Origin of the sequence: Flavivirga aquimarina (assembly GCF_030540835.1) — a bacterium.
Classification (GTDB): Bacteria; Bacteroidota; Bacteroidia; order Flavobacteriales; family Flavobacteriaceae; genus Flavivirga; species Flavivirga aquimarina.
The window spans coordinates 14,555-34,312 of record NZ_JAUOEK010000020.1 but is presented as its reverse complement, the minus strand read 5'-3'; the positions used below and the strand labels follow the sequence as shown (position 1 = coordinate 34,312).

Genomic DNA, 19,758 nt, shown 5'->3' with positions numbered 1-19,758 from the left:
ATCGAAAAAGAACAGCTGTTTTGTATTTTGGTGTAATTAAAAGTTCAAGATAGGTTCTAACAAAGTTCATTATTCTTTAATTACTCCACAACTTTTTGTATTGAGCCCAATTAGATAAGTCACTTAAAAAAATAAGATTCAGAATTGCTGTATTCCTATAACAAAGCATAGATAAAACACAATGCTTTGTTTTGTAGGTAAATATATACCTTTTGTTAACCTTTTATGGCATCTACATTAACCTTTTGCTAACCTATAGCTTATAAATAAAAGCTAAAAAAATATTCAATTTTACAAAACGAAATAGAACGAAACTAAATTTTAAAAAAGCAAAGGCTTCTAAAGAATATAATAATTCAAGTACTTAAAGAGTATAAAAACAAACTTTTAAAACAAAAAATAAAACTTATGAAAAATCAATCACACCAAAAACAAAAACGCAAACAATGCTGTTTGCCGAAAAAGCTAATACCGCTTCTCATTTTGATGCTATTATTTAACTACGCAGCTTCTTACGCACAAGTTCGAACTACAAAAGATATCTATGTAGATTTACAGGCAGATTATCCTAACACGTTTATTACTATTGAAGATCATGGTGATGGAACCTCAGGCCACCCTTATGATAGTTTAGGTACTGCTGTTTATTTTGCAAATCAGTACAATAATGATGATAATGTAGATATTACCATTCATGTAAGAGGTACAGCAGATACTGTACAGTATTTAACATTTGATGAAGGAAAATCGACTTCAACAATAACAGTTAAAGCCTGGTCTGGGTTTAATTTTATAATTAATCATAGTAACGCTGGAGGTGTTGGTTTAAGCATAACACTTGGTACACTACAAGCCTTTACTTTAGGAGCCGTTACGGTAACTGGAGGGTATTATGAAAATTATGGGATTTTAATAAATGTTATAAATCGTAACCAACCTACTGTTACTGTCGAAAATTGCGAATTTAATAATATATCATGGACAGCAGATGCAAGCATAGCAGATTCACCACCAGACTATAATAGTTATTTATACCCAATTTACCTTATAGCAGATAATGCCCAAGTTTTTGGTCTCAACAATAATACTTTCACAAATGTAGCTGTTGGGTATGGCCATTTAATAGGACTGTCTAGCCGTGATGGCTTAGGGTTATCAAACCTATATACCTCTCTGGAAACTACAGGATCTTATAACAGTAATACAGCAACAGGTACTATTTTACCTTTCAGTGCAGCTACTGCTACAGAGTTTTATGTAGATGCTAGTGTACCTGCTGGAACTTCTGGATATGGAGGTAATGGCTCTGAATCTGACCCATGGAAATACCTAACTTCTGCTAATTTTGGTGCTATTTTCAACGATTGGTCAACGGTTCCTGCAACTAAAGTAGATAAAGATGTAACGGTATACTTTAGAGAAGGGACACATACATTAACTAGTATTATGTATTTAGAAGGCGTGACACAAGAGAGTTCTTTAACTCTACAAGCCTATCCAGGTGAAATAGCTGTCTTAGATGGAAGTAATCTCACTGGTCAATTTACATCAATGATTGCCTGCCATGATTGTTACAATACAACCGTAAAGGGCTTAAAGCTTACTGGACTTACTACAGATGTCGTTTCTGCAGGAGAATTTGATACACGATTCGGTATTATTTTTAATGGATTTGGTGACAACATAAATATTCTTAATAATGAAATATATGAGATGCATTGGACTAATGATGCAATCAAAAAATTAAACCCTCTTGCTAGTAATAACTTAGGTGCTATACAAGTTGTTGGTACAGACAGTACTCCAATATCAAATGTAACTATTAGTGGAAACAATATACACGACATAACCCCTGGATATACAGAAGCTTTAACTGTAAATGGGAACGTAGATGGATTTACAATAAGTGATAATACAATTACTGATATTGCTAATATAGGTATCGTTGCTGCTGGTAACTACGAATGGGTATTAAGTCTTAGTGGAGCGACGTTAAGTAGTTCTCAAAACTATTCTAGGAATGGTATTATCTCTGGTAATGCAGTAAGAAGATGTATTTCTCCAGTAGCAGTTTCTGCAGGTATATATCTGGATGGCTCTCGAAACATAGAGGTGGCTAATAATAGTTCTAGCCATAATGGTGTAGGGATGTCTGTTGGTAATGAAGTAGAAAATTCATCGAGTGGAGGACATCGTATACATGACAACACATTTGCCAATAATTTGCTGGCAGGTATGTATATTGGTAGTACGTCTAATTATTCAAATGTTGACGATGTAGAGGTATATAATAATTTAACCTATAGTAATTTTAACCAGGATCCTACATATCTTGCATTGACTAATGGTAATTATGGTGGAGATATCTGGTTCGATGTAGAGATGACTCAGGTTACAAATCTGAAATTTCATGGCAATCAAATCAATCCAAATAGTAATTATATACTAAACAAGAGGTATGCTGAGACACATTCTGGTCATGACTACTATAATAACACTTATACGATACCAGTTTCTCATGCAGATTTGCAGCCTACCTTTAGAGATGAAACTAGTACAAATGAAGTAACCTTATATGATTGGGAGGGTCATAAAAATCGTAATTTAGATGATGTAGGATCTACCTTAGATGGTTCTTATTGGGTAACAGGAGGTTATGATACTTCTGAGATAACAATAACAGAACTAAGCCCTTTGACTACTCATGAAATCATAGCATTATCAACGAATACCTCTGAAGTTGAAATTGATGCATATCATAAAATAACCAATTTACATTCAGATTTAACTAATAAAGGATATTCCATAGTCCATGCATTAGATGATTATTCGGTTGAGTCTTCAGAAAATCAGATTCATTTCTTAGCACCAGCTTCTTATGGTACTGATGGTTTTCCGTCTACCCATCCTATGCATGGTTTTACTAATGTAGAAAGAGTATTACAAAGTGCGGCAAGTCTTAATGTATATGATGGTAATACAACTGAAGTACTAGTTTATGATCTTTATAAGCGAGGAGGTGTTACAGAAGTCCTGCAAGTGCCTACCAATCCAAATGATTCTGATGAAGCAGTTCACGATCACAACGATTTTATTCTATTATCACATAAAGTAAGTAGAGCTTTCTGGGATTTTACTTCTAGTGCTAAGGTCTATGTTGATGAAGCATTTAGTTTAACAGAACATGCAATAAAATTTTATGAAGATGCTGCCCATGGATGGACATGTTCTAGAAGAGCACTTAATAACGTGGATCTATTAGTACTTTCAGAATGTATTTTAGATCAAAATATTCAAAACCCTTTAGCAAACATTGTATTAGAAGCAGGGGGTAAAGTAATATTAACTATGACCGAAGATGCGGCAGAATTGTTAAGATCGGCCTTGCCTTATTACACTACTTTTAAAAAATTTAAAGATTATAAATTTTGTGTTCAAGATTTCGTGGAATACAATGCGGGAGGTAACTGTTATTCTCTGTCAGATCTTGTTTTAGTTGCAGTTGGGGTTTATTCAAGATCAGAACTAAATGCAGCTGGCGAACCTGTGGATACAACGGTGAATATAGATTTAAATTTTCCTGCTGATTCTCAAGTTGCAGGGATTCTTGGAGAAGGAATGACTGTTTATGTGAAAAGAAGTGATGATGATGGAACGTGTAGTGCTACAGTAGAAAATATAGAAATCGCTTCTCCTGTATTCGTTGGAGCTTCTGAATATGTAGCACCTGAGGTTTATAAGTTTGAATCTGATCCAATTTCTGGTGAACTAAAAGATATACTAAGTGCACGTCCATACATTGTTTCAGTTTTTAGTAAGGAATCTTCCTATGTTTTACCTTGGCTATCAACAGGTTTAAACGCTACAACTAATATTGAATGGGAATATGACACAACGAGTGAGACGTGTGCCCTACAAGAAAAAATATCTAAAACATCCAATACCAATAGTGCACTACCTATGATAATTGGAGTTCCAGAAGCTGATGTAGCGACGTATTTAGCTAGAGGGTGGAGTTTACTCAAAAATAATACCCAACAGAGTATTTCAATTGAAAGTCCATTTTTTAATAATAGTTCTACACTTGTTTTAATGAAGCTTACTACAGGAATAACCAATCCTTTTATTGATGGTATTGAGGGAGGTGTACATGTCTGGGGTTCAGAAAATCTTAGAACATATATGAATATAACAGATGTAACTACAGATCCATGGACTGGAAGTTCAGGTTCAGGGAATAAGAATTCAGGAGAAAAACAAGACATTATTAATGAAGACAGTCTAAAAGATGAGACTATTAGCGATTCTAATGTATTAATATATCCAAACCCAGTAGATAATAAAATGATTATCAAACTCAAAAATAATGAATCTGCTCTTATACAGGTTTATAATAGCAATGGGGTTAAAATACAGCAATTACCATATAACCAAGAGCACATTAATGGTCTAGAGGTTGATCTTAGCACGTATCAAACGGGTCTCTATTATGTTAGAGTAGTAACAGATAGTAAAACGTATACAAAAAAAATAGTAAAACAATAAGAGACTAACTTAGAAACTGTTTAAGTTTTGTTTTTGGAATTAGTTTGGGAGGATTACGTTCTCAGCCAAGGCAAAATAAATGCGAATAGTATCGCTATTAAAAGACATTAAAATAAACTAAAGGATAAAATTTAAACAGTTTCTTAATAATAAATCACTTTTTAATTTAAACAATAATAACATGAAAAATTATATAAAAAATATTGCTTTTTTAGTTTTATTTTTAATCACAAGTTTATCAAGAAGCCAAATACAGAAGCCTCAATATAACAATTTAGAACAGAGGACTGCTATTTTTACGGCTATGACTGAATATCTTCAACATATTGGAAATAATAGAATTACCGTTGCTGCTATGCAAGTTCCCAATACTAATGATTTTATAATAGCATCTAGTAGCAGCATTTCAGAAGTTTATCGAAACACTAACTATATAAAGAGTTTATTATATGATGTTGGTTTCGCAGACCCATGGTTATATAATGGAGCATATCACGATATGCGAATATATTTTGTTTCTGGTTCTACTGGAATAGGTATAGGATTTGTTGATTATGACGGTGATTATTTTATAAAACTACCCTCAAGAGAAGGCGCCTATGTTCACGCAGAAATGGCCATTTTATCAGCTTTACAGCCGTATTATACCGATCAATCCAAAACTTATGCGACAGAAATCGCTAATTATAAAAATCACTATGTAATACAATCTCAAAGAGAGTTTTGTCCACGTTGTTACGGGTATTTAAATATCAACGGATTTCCTGTACCTACGCTTAATACCGTATGGGTACAAGGTGATAATTTTAGTTCAACAACTAGATGGTCTCCTCCTAATTTTAATGGTAATACATTAAGTTCTAAAAACATACAGGGTAATTGGGACGCAGTGATAAGAGGGTGGACTTTAAATTATGTAACTTCCTTTCCTACTGTTCAATCAGGTGATGGTAATTATATTCATACCATGGGACATGAACCATGTCCAGTAAACCATGGTACTGACCCCCTTTATTAATTAAAAAATGAGAGATACTAAATTGGTATTAGCACTGTTATGAGTTTTATAGCTAAATAAGTTTACTTAAAGATTTATAATAAACTGTTTAAGTTTTGTTTTTGGAATTAGTTTGTGTGTGGATTATGTTCTCAGTCAAGGTAAAATAAATGCGAATAATATCGCTATTAAAAGACATTTTACTTCAGAATGAGGGCTTAAGACGACAAAATAAACTAAAGGATAAAATTTAAACAGTTTCTCAGTTTGAGTCTTACCTCACCGACTCTGAATGCGTAGCGTCTAGGGTCAAATTATGGATTTGGTCTAAATAGGATTTAAACGATAGATTAGTGGGGATATTCATTTTCTTTTTTAGCCTGCTTCTTGTTACTTTTACCGTATTCGGAGTTACATTGAGCATGGAAGCAGTTTCTTTAAGAGACAAATTCAATTTAGTAAGTAAACAGTATTTAATCTCTGTGTCAGAAAGTTCTGGATGCTTAATTTTAAGTTCAATCGTTAGCGTAGGGTATTGAGATTCAATTCTATCGGTCACCACAGATATATCTGATGAGGATGCGATAAGGTTTTTAACCGTCTTATTAACTCGAGTTAACTCAGGGTTATTATCTTTTACGGCTTCTAGCGTGGTCTTTATAGTATTTAGCAGCTCTATTTTTTGAGAAATAGCCATAGCAGAAGCGTCTAATTCATTATCTCGTAATCGGATCTGCTCTTCCAATAATTTTTTTTCACTGGATTTCAGTTCAGAAATGGTCTGTTTATTTTTCTTGTGTTTGTATAATAAATAGATGCATAATAAGCTTATTATTAAAATAATAAACAATCCAATAATCGCTATTTTTTGTTTAGTATTCTTTTCTACAATCCATTTGTTTTCTGCAACCAATTCCTTGTTCTTATATTCCTGCTCTATTAATTCCCTTTGTTTGTCTACAGTCTGGATATAATACTTATCTTTTTCAAGTACAACACTATCTAATAATGACACATAAGCCTTATAACTATTAACTTCTTTTTTGATTTTATTTTGTTGATGATAGAGCTCTATAAAATTAGTATATATCTCTTTTAAAGATTCAAAATTGGAATTCCCGTTAATTCCTTTAGTTAGATATTCTTCAGCTTTTTCATAATTTTTCAAACCCAAATAGTAACTTCCTATATTTCCATATCTCAGATTTGTACGTCGGTAATTACCCATGCTATCTGATATTTTTTTACCTTTAAAACCATATTTTAAGGCTTTTTTGTATTCCTTTCTTCCAGAATAATAAAGCCCCAAGTTGGAGTATAATGTAGAAAGTACCGCAGGGTTATCCAATTCTTTACCAATAGCAATACCTTTATTAGCCCAACGTATAGCCTCATCATGGTTTTTCCTGGCATTATAGGATAATGATAATGCATTATAACTTCCAATCTTAATCATAGGATCTTTAGTAAAAGAATCGACCAAAACTTCCTTCATCAAAACTATACTTTTATCAAAATCTTTGAGCTCCATATAGCAGGCTGCCAAATTCATTTTACAAGAAATAGCTTTTTTATAATTACCAGAAGTCAGAAATAATTCGTAGGCTTTATTAAAATATTTTATACCCATATTAATAAGCCCTAAATCCACTAATAGTATAGCTTTATCACGATATACATCTTCAATTATTTTATATTCTAGTCTATGTCTATTGGTCTTATATATATACTCTGCAGTATTAAAATAATATAGAGAGCTATCCTTTTTGGCCTTTATAAAATAGTATAATCCTAGCTTGTACGAAACATCGTATTGTGCCGAAAAACTCTTAAGTGTTTTAGAACGATTAAAAAGTTGTAATAACAATGTTGAACTTTTCCCTCTAAAACCTGTAGAATCTATAATACTGTTTAATTGTTCTTTATTAAGAGAAGAAATATGTAATTGTTGACTATACAATGTAAAATTATACAGTAAAATAATAACAACACTTAGTTGCATAACTAAACGTTTAGTAGCTATTAAAATCATGGTTGTATGGCGTTTTTTGATATGGAGTAGAAAAGGTGTGTTTTTACTAGAATATTCAAGGTAGGTCTATTAAAAAGAGTTATAGCTGTATGAGTTTTTAAACCTCGCTTGTGTACGTTAATTCCAATAAATAACTATAATTTGTTGTATCCTTTGTTTTCATAATAAATTAGTTTTGAATTGAAATAATAACATATGATAAATTAATATTAGTTGGTGGTTCATTCAGTGCGTATATTAATATGAAAACATTGTTATAATTTGATAATAAGTATATAACCTAAACCTAATAATTCACGAAAATTACTAGCTGCTTTTGGTGTTGAAAAATCTTTATTTAATTTTTTTTTTTGAAATTTCTCTATAATTTTATTTACGCAAAAAATGGAATTAAGGTTTATATTTATAGAGTTGTTTTTTTCTAACACTATTGAAACAAAAGGAATAGAAAATAAACTAAAGGATAAAATTTAAGCAGTTTTTCAATAAAGCAATAGAGAATAAATATTTATTTTTAAATAAAGATTCCGAAAACGACACAGGAAAAATTCAAAGTATTTCAAGAGAATAATTAAGTCGTTATTCTTTATTCAACTCCTCAAGTAGCTTATCGTAAGCTATAAGATTAGTAAATAATTTACCTCCTAAATTGATAATAGGTGTTTTGATAGTATCTATTTCGGGCAGGTAGTTTTTTAATTGATTTTTAATTTCAGATTTTTCACTAAGGATATAAGCAATATACTTGTAGTTACTATGTTCTAAAGCTTGTATAATACTATCGCAGTTAATACATTTCTCAGTGATATATACAGTAATTGATTTTTCAGGTTTGATTTTAACACGTTCAAACGCTTTTTTTAAAGCTCGTTTTGAAAGACTATCATTTACTTTTAAATCATAAGTATAATTAGGTTTTTTACCTCGTATTAAAAAAATGGATTTCAAATGTACTTTTGAGGCTCCTGGTATGCGAACCCACCGTGGTCGGCTTTGACTTTGTCTAAAGTTTGTACCTGAAATAGTAATTTGTACATCAAAATCTTGTTTATTTTCATTTATGACATAAAATGCTAATCTATTCGGAATATCTTTGGTTACCACACGAAGAGGTGTTTCTTGTGCATTAATTTGAAATGCAATGCATAAAAGTGTAATTAATGTTTGAAATTTAAGCATAAGATAATCCAACTTACTTTAGAGCAAAGATGAATTTTTTACACAAATTATCCTATAAAAAGTGTTAGAATCAATTAAAACAGGGACGTAAAAAGAAGTTGTTGGGATATAGGTAATGTAGTTACATTTTATTCGACCATTCTCAGGATCTCTACAGGTTAAATTGAAACTAAAAAACGACAAGACTGTTATGACTAATTGAGCTATGTTTTTCCTGTTAGTTCTAAACTAACAATACTTCATTTTACTGTATCAATTTATAAATTTAGTTAACCCTTTAATTCTTTTAATACCATTTCTATTCATAATTACACTATAAGGGCTGTTATTTGTTCTGTATGTGTATAAGCTGTAGTGTTTGTGCTTGGTTTAATTTTGTGATTTTATAAGATATAGTATGTTAATAATGTCCTATTCTTAAATTATTGTTATTCAAATTGGCCATTTGATAACTAACTCTTTGTGCAAAACTTTTATAAACAAGTTGGCTAATCTATAAGAATCATGATTGAGAAGCGGTTTTTGAGCTTAAGAGGTGTTTTTATATCTAGACTTGTAGATTCAATTTTCGTTTTCAGGTAAAAACTCATTTCGTTCATGGCATTTTATATTTTCCTTTATGAGAATATCTATAGAAAGTCGGCTTTTATTAATCTTGCATTAATTAAGCAATAGAATGAGCAAATAGAGAAAGAAAAATGTGTTGTATTTTATGAATTTTACATCCAAATTAAAGAATCATGAAATTCAAAATTTTGGTATTATTGGGGATTGTCGTTTTTTTCAGTTCCTGTAAAAAAGACTTATCAATAAAAGAGTCAGCTTTTAGCAAATCACATGTGCCAGGAGATTATATTCTTGATGCACCAGAAAATTGGTGGCAATGGTGTATGGCGCCAATTTATGACACTTCTAATAAATTACATGTATTTATGTCCGCTATTCCAAATGATGGCAGTTGGACAAAAGATAGTAAAATAGTTCACTATACCGCGAAGTCGCCAGAAGGACCTTATACATTTGTCGATACGATTTTTGCAAGTAAAACACATACGTATCATAATCCACAAGTATCTCAAGTAAATAATACTTACGTTCTCGTGTATTTATTGAAAAATAGAGAAACACCAGGTATCAATCAAGAAATAGGAATAGCGACATCTAAGTCTTTAGATGGTCCATGGACAGAAAGTCCACATAATCCCATAATTAAAGCATCAGGAAAACAAGGTGATGGCGCAAACATTGTACACGCTTCCAATCCTACTTTCGTAAAAGATAAAGACGGGAAATTTAGGATTTATTATAAATCAATAACAGATGCCTATGGTTCTGAAAGGCACCGCGAAATTTCTTTAGCATTAAGTGATAACATTGAAGGCCCTTATGAGAATTATTCGGAGAATCCACTTATTAGTTATGCCGATAAAGGTTTGGATATAGAAGATTGTTATGCTTTTCTATACAAAGATTCTTATTATATGATTGTGGAAGATAGAAAAGGAATTAAAGAGATGTTAGAAGGTAAAATTAGAGATGATGGTTTAATTAAACCAGGCGGGTGGAGACCAGGACTCATTTATAAATCTGAAGATGGAATAAATTGGGGAAGGCCAGAAATTGGTTATAAAACAAATGAACAATATTTTGGAGATAAACTGGCTCGTACTGAGCGCCCACATATTTTATGGAAAAATGGAGAACCCGAATACCTTTTTCTAGCCTGTCATGATGAAGATCCATCAGCAGGGTTTTTTGTTAAAATTGATGGATGGATTCCAAATTAAAACGAGGTGTCTAATAAAATATTAAAATAATAGAGAATGAAAAAGTCAATTTTAGTTTTCACATATATCTTTATAATAACCCTATTTTGTTTACCCGTCTTAGGACAAAACACTTTAATAATTAGTGATGGAAGTTATTTTGAAAACAAACATTTCTATCCCAAATTCAATTGGAAAACAACACCCATGTATTATATGTTTGGTGATTCAAACAGAGTGTTAACTCCTCAGGAAATTGAACATATCGCAGAAAGAACAAATTTTATTTGTATTGAAAAATCACATGGTTTAAGACAACTTGGTGCTGCAGAATTAGGAGCAAAGCATGATGTTGCAGCATTTAAAAAAGTGAAACCAGATATAAAGGTTTTATTCTACTTCAATTCTGCTTATGCATGGCCATTTACGTCTTACAATAAAGCCTTTACACGAGAAAATATTGAAGAACACCCAGAGTTGAAAAAATTTCTAATTATTGATTCCGAAACTAAAGAATTAGAGCACCGTAGAAATACGTTCTTTTTTGATGTTTTAAATCCTGAGTTCCGTGATTGGTGGGTAAATACTGTTGCTAAAGGGGTTGAGTTTTCTGGAGCCGATGGTGCTTTTATAGATCAGATGCATGGATTTGCTTGGTTACGTAAAGATAAGAGTAAAGAAGTTGAGCAAGCTATGGGAGATATGATGGCGGCTTTAAAAACAAAATTAGGCCCTAACAAAATATTACTAGGAAACAACGCGCATGATAAAATAGCACAGTATGTTTTTCCTGTAATAGATGCTAATATGTTCGAACATTATAAAAATGCCTTATTAAGCAAAGAAAGTTTACTTAAAGATTGGGAGAATATGCTTCGTATTGCTAAAGCAGGAAAAATATCAATTTTTCGTATAGGAGTTGAGTCTGATAGTAAAGCCCAAGAAGAAAAAGATTATTATAGAGGACGTCTACGAAATAAAAGGTTAGCAGAACTTTCAAAAGAAAAATTGGAATATTATCATGCTTGTTATTTAATTGGAGCGCAGCCTTATTCCTATTTTCAATATGGTTGGGGCTGGCAACTTGCTCATGGTTCTTTATTAGATTATCCAGAATTACAAAAACCACTTGGTAGCCCAAAGGGGGCTTATACTAGAACTTCTCCAAATGCTTGGGAATTTACCCGAGAGTATGAACATGCCAAGGTTTGGGTAAATACTGAAACTAGAGAGAGTAAAATTAATTGGAAATAATATTAGAAAATTAAAATTTATTATAAAAAAATCATGAAATTAAATTCAATTTTTAAAATACGGTTTTTATTCGTTGTTAGCTTAGTTTTTATCTTCTTTTCTTGTTCTAATAATGAAGAATCTAAAGAAGATCCAGAAGTAATAGATGAAGAAGTAATTACCGAATTAACTATAAGTGATGGAACCGTATTTGAACCTAAGGGTTTCTATCCAAAATTTAATTGGGAGGTCACTCCGCAATATTGCATGTTTGGAGATGGTACTAGAACACTTACGGCATCAGAGGTAAGTCTGATTTCGGAAAAATCTGATTTTATCTGTATAGAAAAAAATCATGCTTGGATAGCACTTAACTATGCCGAAGTGGGGACAAAGTATGAGGTAGAAGCTTTCAAACAAGTTAAACCAGATATAAAAGTACTTTATTATTTTAATTCCGCTTATGCATGGCCTTTCACTTCTTACAATGAAAATTTCACAACGGATAAAATTGATGATTACCCAGAACTTAAAAAGTTTCTAATTGTAAACGAAGATACAGGAGAATTAGAACATCGGAATAATATTTTCTTCTTTGATGTTTTAAACCCTGATTTTCGAAATTGGTGGGTAGAAACCGTGGTGGCTGGAGTTACATTTTCTGGTGCTGATGGTGTTTTTATAGATCAAATGCATGGTTTTTCATGGCTTAGAAACGATAGGGCAGAAGAGGTTAGATTGGCTATGGGAGAAATGATGAGTAGCCTAAAAGAAGGATTAGGGGAAAATAAGATCTTGCTAGGAAATAATGCTGCTACAGTAGAGGATGTGTTTCCAGTAATTGATGCTACTATGTTCGAGCACTATAGCAAAACAATTACAAATAGTAAGGAAAATTTATTAAAAGAATGGGATGATATGTTGAGAATAGCTAAAGCAGGGAAAATATCAGTCTACCGTTTTGGTGTTGAGGTAGAAGATGATGCATCTATTGATGGGTTAAGTGGATCAGAAAAAGAAATGGCTTTAGAGCAATTATCGAAAGAGCGCTTAGAATATTATCATGCTTGTTATCTTATTGGTGCACAACCTTATGCTTATTTTCAATATGGCTGGGGCTGGAGGTTAGCGACAGGCCCTTTGGTGGATTATCCAGAATTAGAGAAACCTTTAGGGAGCCCAAAAGGAATGTATTCTCGTACTACGTCTACTGGATGGGAGTTTACCCGAGAGTTTGAACATGCTAGTGTTTGGGTGAATACAGAAACTGAGGAAGCTAAAATTACATGGAAATATATTGTATCGTAACTATGGGTTTTCTGCAGGAATTGCATCCAAGGGCGTTAACGATATTATTAACAATTTCATAATTGAACCCCTTGTTACTCCTAAATGGGGTTATGTAAGTTTTGAGTGGGTTAGTGTTAAAGATTCAAAAGTACATCACAATATTATTATGTCTCATCCCGATGGAGGAAATGCACATGGAGAAAGACCTATTAAAAGAAGTGAGGATGGACATCCACTATTAGTGGAAACGGATATAGATAACAATCTATATTTCCATCCAACAAACCCGAATTGGATGGAAGTCCATTTCAATAAAATGCGTGCTGATGGGAAAGAAAAGGAAAGTGTTTTTGCTAATCCAATGTTTGTGAATCCTGCAGGTGGAGATTTTAGATTTAAAGAAGGAAGTCCTGCTTTAAATTTAGGGATAGAACCATTAGATGTCTCTAAAATGGGGCTCAAAGATTATAATATTAAATAATTTAAATTTATATAAATATGTTTAGTTTTTCAAAAATAAAAGGATATGTTTTATTGTTTTTCTTCGTATTGAATTCTCTGATTGCGAATGCTCAAATCGTAGAGCCTGGGGATTGGTCTTCAATTCGTCTGTATGGCCATGCCTATAACGTTAATGGATTTTCAGATGATGAATATGACTTTATCGCTAATCACAACTATTTATTCACTATTGAGAAACGTCATGCTCGTAATATTTATGGGACTCCTACTTCGGAATTTGCATCTGGAATTGCAGCACAACAAATTAAGGTCAATAATCCACTTAGCAGACCTCTATTCTATTGGAATTCGAATATTGTTTATTCGAGTATTTATGAAAGTATAACGGAAGCTCTTATTGAGAATCCATCTTTTGTAGCGTCCAATGGGAAATTTAATTATGAGAATGCTGATTTTCCAGACTGGTGGGTTAGCGTTCCCCAAGATCAGGTAAACAACACCGTTCATGAGGGGGTTTTCATTGATGCCTGCCAGAATGTAGAAGCAACCTGGGGAGCTGATGCTATGCCAATATTGTATAATATGCTGGATCAAATACCTGGTCTGGTAATAGCCAATGGTTTTTGGCCTAGAGGTAATAGTTTATTAGCTGGACTAGAAATGATTGATCATGTAGATGGAGTTTTTGTTGAAGCATTTTTTCATCATAACAGCGTTACAGCCGAACAAGGTAAAGTTATGCTTGATGCCTTACTTGAAGTTCCCGAAAATAAATATATTATCACAAGCTCCACGCCCGATGGGGTTTGGTCAAATGATCATACATTCAGTATGGCTTGTTTTCTAATTATAGCTAACGATTATAGTTTTTACCATTTCTTTAATGGACTTTATGGTTCATCCGAGACCCAGCTATGGCATGATGATTTTGGCAAGACTATTGGAGAACCTCTAGCAAAAGCCACGGTGAACGAATATGTTTATACGCGAGTATATGAATATGCGAGTGTTAGCGTCGATTTACTTAATAGAACATCGTCAATAACATGGATAGAAAATCCAAAAATAGCATGTAGAGAAACAGAAGACGAAGCAATTGAAAATTTAGCCTTGTACGGTACAGCCACTCAATCTTCTACGTTACACGACGGAGAAGCTTCTCGTGCCATCGATGGAAACACCAATGGTCTTTTTGGTAATGGTTCGGTTACGCATACTTCCTCAGAGAATGGAGCTTGGTGGCAAGTAGATTTAGGCAACAGTTATAATATTGGTGAAATTACTGTTTTTAATAGAACTGACGCTAACGCAATAGCAAGGTTGTCTAATTTCACTATAGATGTCTTAGATAAAGATGGTATCATTGTTGACTCAACGACATATACAACTTATCCAGATCCTTCTGTTACGAGAGATGCAGGAGGTGTTGAGGGGCGTTTTGTTAAAGTTCAAATTAATGGAATAAGCTCGTTGAATTTAGCCGAGGTACAAGTTGCTGAAGCGGTAGAAAAAATATATTTAGCCTCTATAAAGGTGCTAGATAGTAGTAACAATGATAGCATATCCTATGCAACTCTTACGATAGATGATTTAGTTTATACCTCAAATTTCACTGGTGAAATAGAATTATGCTTAGAGGAAGGTGAATATCCATTCACATTAAATAAAGATGGTTACAATTTGCTTAATGGTACTTTAGATATTAATAGTGATACAAACGAAATATTTTTAATAACTCCCTCAGATTTAGCAAGTACTGAAAGCTCCATAGCAGACAATACTGATATCATAGCAGACAATACTGATATTTATCCTATTCCAGTATCGGATATTCTAAATATCAAATTACCTAGCAGTGAAACTGCTAAGATGAGCATAATTAACAGTACTGGACAGCTAATAATTTCTTGTAATATTGAGAAAGGCTCAGCTTCTGTTGATATTCGGGAGTTGTCTGCTGGTTTCTACATTATAAATATTTCAAATGGAAATAAGATTTATTCGAGAAATATAATTGTAAAATAATAAATAGTTTAAATTCATATGAAAATAATTTCAATTTTTAGGGTTTTACTGGTACTAACAATTATAATGTTTGGCACGAACAAATCTTACGCACAGCTTAAAATTTACTACATCCGTCATGTTGAAGGTGGACACAACGTCAAAAAGAATTGGGAAAAACATAGCGAAATACCCAAAGACCAATGGCCTGCTTATGTTGGTGATCCTAACATATTCACTCCAATGGGTAAAGGTCAGTTGGTTCGAGTACCAATAAAACTTAAGAAATACCAATTTGATTTTATTGCTTCTAGTCCTATTTGGCGGACACGAAATACGATTTTACCTTATATGAAGGAGGTTGGAACCAAGGGTGAGGTATGGCCAGAACTTGCTGAACAAAGAGCCAGTGCACTGATTCTTTCCGCCGATTTACCCGTACCCATAGACCCAATTCTGGGTGCAGGCAGATTGATTGAATTGCCACCTGAAGAACTCCCTTATTTTTCCTTGCGAGAGGACGGAAAAAATCAATTCAAAGCACCTAAGGTCGGAACGACTCGGGAGCACGATGAACGATCGTCTGCGGCGGCTCGTTTAGTTATTCAAAAGGTCCTTGACATGATTCAGGATCGCTTTGGAGGAACAGATAAAACTATCCTGTTGGCCGGACATGGAAGTAGCGGTAAAGCAGTTCTCAGAATGCTTACTAAAGACCCGCTTCTAGATTTACCCGCAATCTCAAATACAGGTATTTGGATGGTTGAAGAACAACCCAACGGTGAATTTAAGTTAATGATTTATAATGATGTTCCACTTGGAAACAAAAATTAACACAGTTTGTTTTTAATTGTCTTTTTAGGGAGGAAATCAGAGTTATGCTGAGGTTAAAAAGTCATTAAGCAAAAAATAATGCTGTTATTTTAAAAATAGATTAAAAATGAAAACAAATAAGTTTAATATATATACTGGCAAGTTAAGACTGTTAATCTTTGTTAGTCTTGCTCTTTATAGCGCTACTTTAATGGCACAGACTATTGATAAACCTTTGATTGAATTGCTAGATCAAAGGATATATGAAGTTCCAGAAATTCATTGGGAACCGACTATGAATCAGGGTGATATTAAAGCGCTTTTTTACGAAACACTTTCATATAAAGGAAAACCAACTCGGGCTTTTGCCTATATAGGTATTCCTAAAAGCGATAAACCTGTCCCTGCTATGGTGTTGGTTCATGGTGGAGGAGGAAAAGCATTTCACGAGTGGGTGAAAATATGGAATGATAGAGGATATGCTGCAATTTCAATGAGTTTAGAAGGACATATGCCAGATGCAAATGGAAAGGGGAAATTCTCTCATGACTATAGCGGGCCAACTCGTGTTGGGAGATTTGATGATGTTGATTTACCATTAGATGAACAGTGGATGTATCATGCCGTTTCCGATATTATGATAGGACATTCACTTATTGAATCATTTCCAGAAGTTGATGCTAATAACATTGGTATTACTGGTATTTCGTGGGGAGGAATATTGAGTAGTTTGGTGTCTGGGTTAGATACAAGATTAAAATGCGCCATACCTGTTTATGGCTGTGGGTATCTTTACGAATCTAAAGGTCATTTTGGAAAGAAAAGGAATAATACTTTAGAGTTTATTGAAAAAAAGAAATTTTGGGATCCATCACACCAATTTTCTATTGGTTTGGTTCCAACGCTTTGGGTTAATGGTGATAGTGATGGACATTTTTCAATTAATATTACGTCACATTCCTTTAAAACAACAAGTAATCATGCTTATATGACTATACATCCAAGTATGAAACATGGGCATCCTCCAGGTTGGAGGCCTGAAGATGTTCCTGAAATCTATGATTTTGCAGATTATATTTTAAAAGGAAAAGAACTAGGGTTAGGGAAAATTGTTAAACAACCCTCAAAGAGGGAGATAGAGCTTGTCTATGAATCTGATGTTCCTATTTTGGAAGCAACCGTATATTATTTAAATGAAAAGCTAACTTACCGAAAATCAAGTCCCAAATCAAAACATGCAAGACCGGGGCCTTGGTTAAGTATGCCTGCCAAAGTAAATAATTCTAAAAATGAAGTAAAAGCGGAGTTACTCAAAACAGCCGTTACATATTATGTGAACTTAAAAGATTCTCGTGGACGTATTATTTCTTCTGTTTTAGTAGATTTAACGAAGCAATAAAAATAATTTTTTTAGAAGCAAAAACAGCACAAAATTTCATGTTTTATTAATTGTTTTTGTCGTAAGAGGCTGGTAGAAACATGTCTTAGATAAAAGAACCTCGTTTTTGATGAGTTTTAAAATATTTAGTGCACATCATAAAGTTTCTTGTATAAGAATGGATAATCTAGAGTAATATAAAGAAATTGTGTACGATTTAAGCAAAAGGTTGATTGAATAGAGAATTAGACTTTTTCTAAAAAATTGAATATTTACGTTATTAAATTAATAAGGATGAAAAGAATAATGAAACCAATTAAACTTAAAACAGAATTGTTTTGTTTATCTTTTCACGATTTTAAATGTTTTAATTTCTAATAATCCTTATTCAGATAGTGATATTAAAGTAGGTTTTAAATTTGTTGTTACAATAAAATAAGATTGTATTTTAAATTGCTAAAAAATAATTAAAAAAAAATGAATAAAAATAAAACGAGTATTGGGCTAATAAGTACAATGCTAACAATATTAATTTTTTGTTGTTATGGATGTAAAGAGAAGAAGGTTGAGGTTGAAAAAAAACCAAATATCATTTTCATTTTAGCAGATGATTTAGGGTATGGAGATGTTTCAAGCTATAATGAAAATTCTAAAATAACAACGGCGAATATAGATAAACTAGCTTCGCAAGGGGTTATGTTTACAGATGCACATACCAGTAGTGCTGTGTGTACTCCAACACGATATGGTATATTAACTGGACGTTACAATTGGCGATCAACAATAAAAAAAGGGGTGTTAGGTGGCTACTCAAAAGCATTAATTACACCAAATCGTACAACGATAGGTAAGTTTCTAAAAAATGAAAGATATCGTACAGCTTATATAGGGAAATGGCACCTTGGTTGGGATTGGGCTTTTGTAGACAAAGATTCTGTGGATCAAGCGAAATTGAATGCTAAACCTAAAATAGATTATTCCATTCCAGTTAAGAATGGTCCAAATACTCGAGGATTTGATTATAGTTATGGCTTTAATGGGTCATTGGACATGGCTCCTTATGTATGGGTTGAAAACGGTAAAGCAACTATGGTTCCTACTAAGACTACGCAAAACACAGGACAAGCTATGTGGAGAAAAGGTCCAACTTCTGACGATTTTGACCATGAGCAAGTATTACCAGATATTACTAAAAAGACAGTTAGTTTTATAAACGAGAATGCTAAAAGTGACCAACCGTTTTTTGTTTATATGCCATTACCAGCACCACATACACCCATATTGCCAACAGAAGAATTTAAAGGGAAAAGTGGATTAGAAAATCCGTATGGGGACTTTGTTATTATGGTTGATTGGGTTGTAGGCGAAATAATGAAATCATTAGAAGAACAAGGTATCGCAGATAATACCATACTCGTATTTACCAGTGATAATGGCTGTTCCAATCAAGCAGATTATGAGCAATTGGCAACTAAAGGGCATGACCCCAGTTATGTATTTCGTGGACATAAAGCTGATATTTTTGAAGGCGGTCACCGAGTTCCATATGTAGTGCGTTGGCCTTCTAAGGTAAAACCAGGGAAGTCTAATCAGTTAGTTTGTACCACAGATCTTTTTGCTACTGTGGCAGATATGCTTAATGTGCCGCTTAAAGATAATTTTGCTGAGGATAGTTATAGCTTTTTGTCAGCATTAGGAGTTAAATCTAGCTTACCAAAAAGAGAAAGTATTGTTCACCATTCCATCAATGGCTCTTTTGCTTATCGTAAAGGAGATTACAAAGCTATTTTTTGCCCGGGATCTGGTGGCTGGAGTTTTCCTAGACCAGATGATAAAGCTATTGATAGCTTACCTAAATTTCAATTATATAATTTAAGTAGTGATATTGGAGAAGAGAATAATTTACAAGATGAGCAATCTGAACTATTAGAACAATATAGAAAAGAACTTTCGCAAATTGTTTTAAATGGAAGGAGCACAGAAGGAGAAAAACAAAAAAATGATGGACCAGAAACGTGGCCTCAGCTAAGTTGGATGAATACTGAAAAGTAGAATTCTA

General features: G+C 33.0%; 12 protein-coding genes. 10 read left to right on the top strand and 2 right to left on the bottom strand.

The annotated features are described in order from the left end of the window. Positions 1 to 408: 408 nt before the first annotated feature. Both Q4Q35_RS00880 and Q4Q35_RS00875 read left to right on the top strand, forming a co-directional pair. The gene (locus Q4Q35_RS00880; RefSeq protein WP_303276030.1) at positions 409 to 4,545 is read left to right on the top strand and encodes a T9SS type A sorting domain-containing protein; all 4,137 of its coding nucleotides are present in this window, start codon (positions 409 to 411) and stop codon (positions 4,543 to 4,545) included. Positions 4,546 to 4,726: 181 nt separating this feature from the next. Beyond that, positions 4,727 to 5,563, top strand: coding sequence for a hypothetical protein (locus Q4Q35_RS00875; protein WP_303276029.1), 837 nt, complete (start codon positions 4,727 to 4,729; stop codon positions 5,561 to 5,563). Positions 5,564 to 5,816: 253 nt separating this feature from the next. Here the strand turns inward: Q4Q35_RS00875 and Q4Q35_RS00870 are convergent, their stop codons facing one another. Together Q4Q35_RS00870 and Q4Q35_RS00865 are read right to left on the bottom strand one after the other, a co-directional pair. Continuing rightward, positions 5,817 to 7,574, bottom strand: coding sequence for a tetratricopeptide repeat protein (locus Q4Q35_RS00870; protein WP_303276028.1), 1,758 nt, complete (start codon positions 7,572 to 7,574; stop codon positions 5,817 to 5,819). Between the two features lie 579 nt (positions 7,575 to 8,153). Further along, positions 8,154 to 8,753: a hypothetical protein gene (locus tag Q4Q35_RS00865; protein WP_303276026.1), complete on the bottom strand. Its 600-nt coding sequence runs from the start codon at positions 8,751 to 8,753 to the stop codon at positions 8,154 to 8,156. A gap of 740 nt (positions 8,754 to 9,493) precedes the next feature. Between Q4Q35_RS00865 and Q4Q35_RS00860 the strand changes: the two genes are divergently transcribed. The 8 genes from Q4Q35_RS00860 to Q4Q35_RS00825 all read left to right on the top strand — a co-directional run bounded on the left by Q4Q35_RS00860 (position 9,494) and on the right by Q4Q35_RS00825 (position 19,751). Next, positions 9,494 to 10,540, top strand: a complete 1,047-nt coding sequence (locus tag Q4Q35_RS00860) for a glycoside hydrolase family protein (protein ID WP_303276025.1) — start codon at positions 9,494 to 9,496, stop codon at positions 10,538 to 10,540. Positions 10,541 to 10,576: 36 nt separating this feature from the next. Next, a complete protein-coding gene (locus Q4Q35_RS00855) occupies positions 10,577 to 11,773 on the top strand; it encodes a putative glycoside hydrolase (RefSeq protein ID WP_303276024.1) in 1,197 nt (398 codons plus the stop codon). Between the two features lie 33 nt (positions 11,774 to 11,806). Beyond that, positions 11,807 to 13,060 (top strand): putative glycoside hydrolase, encoded by a 1,254-nt coding sequence (locus Q4Q35_RS00850; protein WP_303276023.1) that lies wholly within the window; start codon positions 11,807 to 11,809, stop codon positions 13,058 to 13,060. Continuing rightward, a complete protein-coding gene (locus Q4Q35_RS00845; RefSeq protein ID WP_303276022.1) occupies positions 13,050 to 13,523 on the top strand; it encodes a hypothetical protein in 474 nt (157 codons plus the stop codon). Before Q4Q35_RS00850 ends, Q4Q35_RS00845 begins: the two co-directional genes overlap by 11 nt. 17 nt (positions 13,524 to 13,540) lie before the next feature. After that, on the top strand, positions 13,541 to 15,529 hold the full coding sequence (locus Q4Q35_RS00840; RefSeq protein WP_303276021.1) for a galactose-binding domain-containing protein: 1,989 nt from the start codon (positions 13,541 to 13,543) through the stop codon (positions 15,527 to 15,529). A gap of 18 nt (positions 15,530 to 15,547) precedes the next feature. Then, positions 15,548 to 16,342 (top strand): histidine phosphatase family protein, encoded by a 795-nt coding sequence (locus tag Q4Q35_RS00835; RefSeq protein WP_303276020.1) that lies wholly within the window; start codon positions 15,548 to 15,550, stop codon positions 16,340 to 16,342. A 106-nt stretch (positions 16,343 to 16,448) separates the two neighbouring features. Next, positions 16,449 to 17,720, top strand: coding sequence for an acetylxylan esterase (locus tag Q4Q35_RS00830; protein ID WP_303276019.1), 1,272 nt, complete (start codon positions 16,449 to 16,451; stop codon positions 17,718 to 17,720). Positions 17,721 to 18,176: 456 nt separating this feature from the next. Next, positions 18,177 to 19,751, top strand: a complete 1,575-nt coding sequence (locus Q4Q35_RS00825; protein ID WP_303276018.1) for a sulfatase family protein — start codon at positions 18,177 to 18,179, stop codon at positions 19,749 to 19,751. Positions 19,752 to 19,758: the final 7 nt, after the last annotated feature.

Bases quoted from the DNA above. Each gene is read 5' to 3' on its own strand.
- Q4Q35_RS00880 (WP_303276030.1), top strand. From the start codon at position 409: ATGAAAAATCAATCACACCAAAAACAAAAACGCAAACAATGCTGTTTG.
- Q4Q35_RS00875 (WP_303276029.1), top strand. From the start codon at position 4,727: ATGAAAAATTATATAAAAAATATTGCTTTTTTAGTTTTATTTTTAATC.
- Q4Q35_RS00870 (WP_303276028.1), bottom strand. From the start codon at position 7,574: ATGATTTTAATAGCTACTAAACGTTTAGTTATGCAACTAAGTGTTGTT.
- Q4Q35_RS00865 (WP_303276026.1), bottom strand. From the start codon at position 8,753: ATGCTTAAATTTCAAACATTAATTACACTTTTATGCATTGCATTTCAA.
- Q4Q35_RS00860 (WP_303276025.1), top strand. From the start codon at position 9,494: ATGAAATTCAAAATTTTGGTATTATTGGGGATTGTCGTTTTTTTCAGT.
- Q4Q35_RS00855 (WP_303276024.1), top strand. From the start codon at position 10,577: ATGAAAAAGTCAATTTTAGTTTTCACATATATCTTTATAATAACCCTA.
- Q4Q35_RS00850 (WP_303276023.1), top strand. From the start codon at position 11,807: ATGAAATTAAATTCAATTTTTAAAATACGGTTTTTATTCGTTGTTAGC.
- Q4Q35_RS00840 (WP_303276021.1), top strand. From the start codon at position 13,541: ATGTTTAGTTTTTCAAAAATAAAAGGATATGTTTTATTGTTTTTCTTC.
- Q4Q35_RS00835 (WP_303276020.1), top strand. From the start codon at position 15,548: ATGAAAATAATTTCAATTTTTAGGGTTTTACTGGTACTAACAATTATA.
- Q4Q35_RS00830 (WP_303276019.1), top strand. From the start codon at position 16,449: ATGAAAACAAATAAGTTTAATATATATACTGGCAAGTTAAGACTGTTA.
- Q4Q35_RS00825 (WP_303276018.1), top strand. From the start codon at position 18,177: ATGAATAAAAATAAAACGAGTATTGGGCTAATAAGTACAATGCTAACA.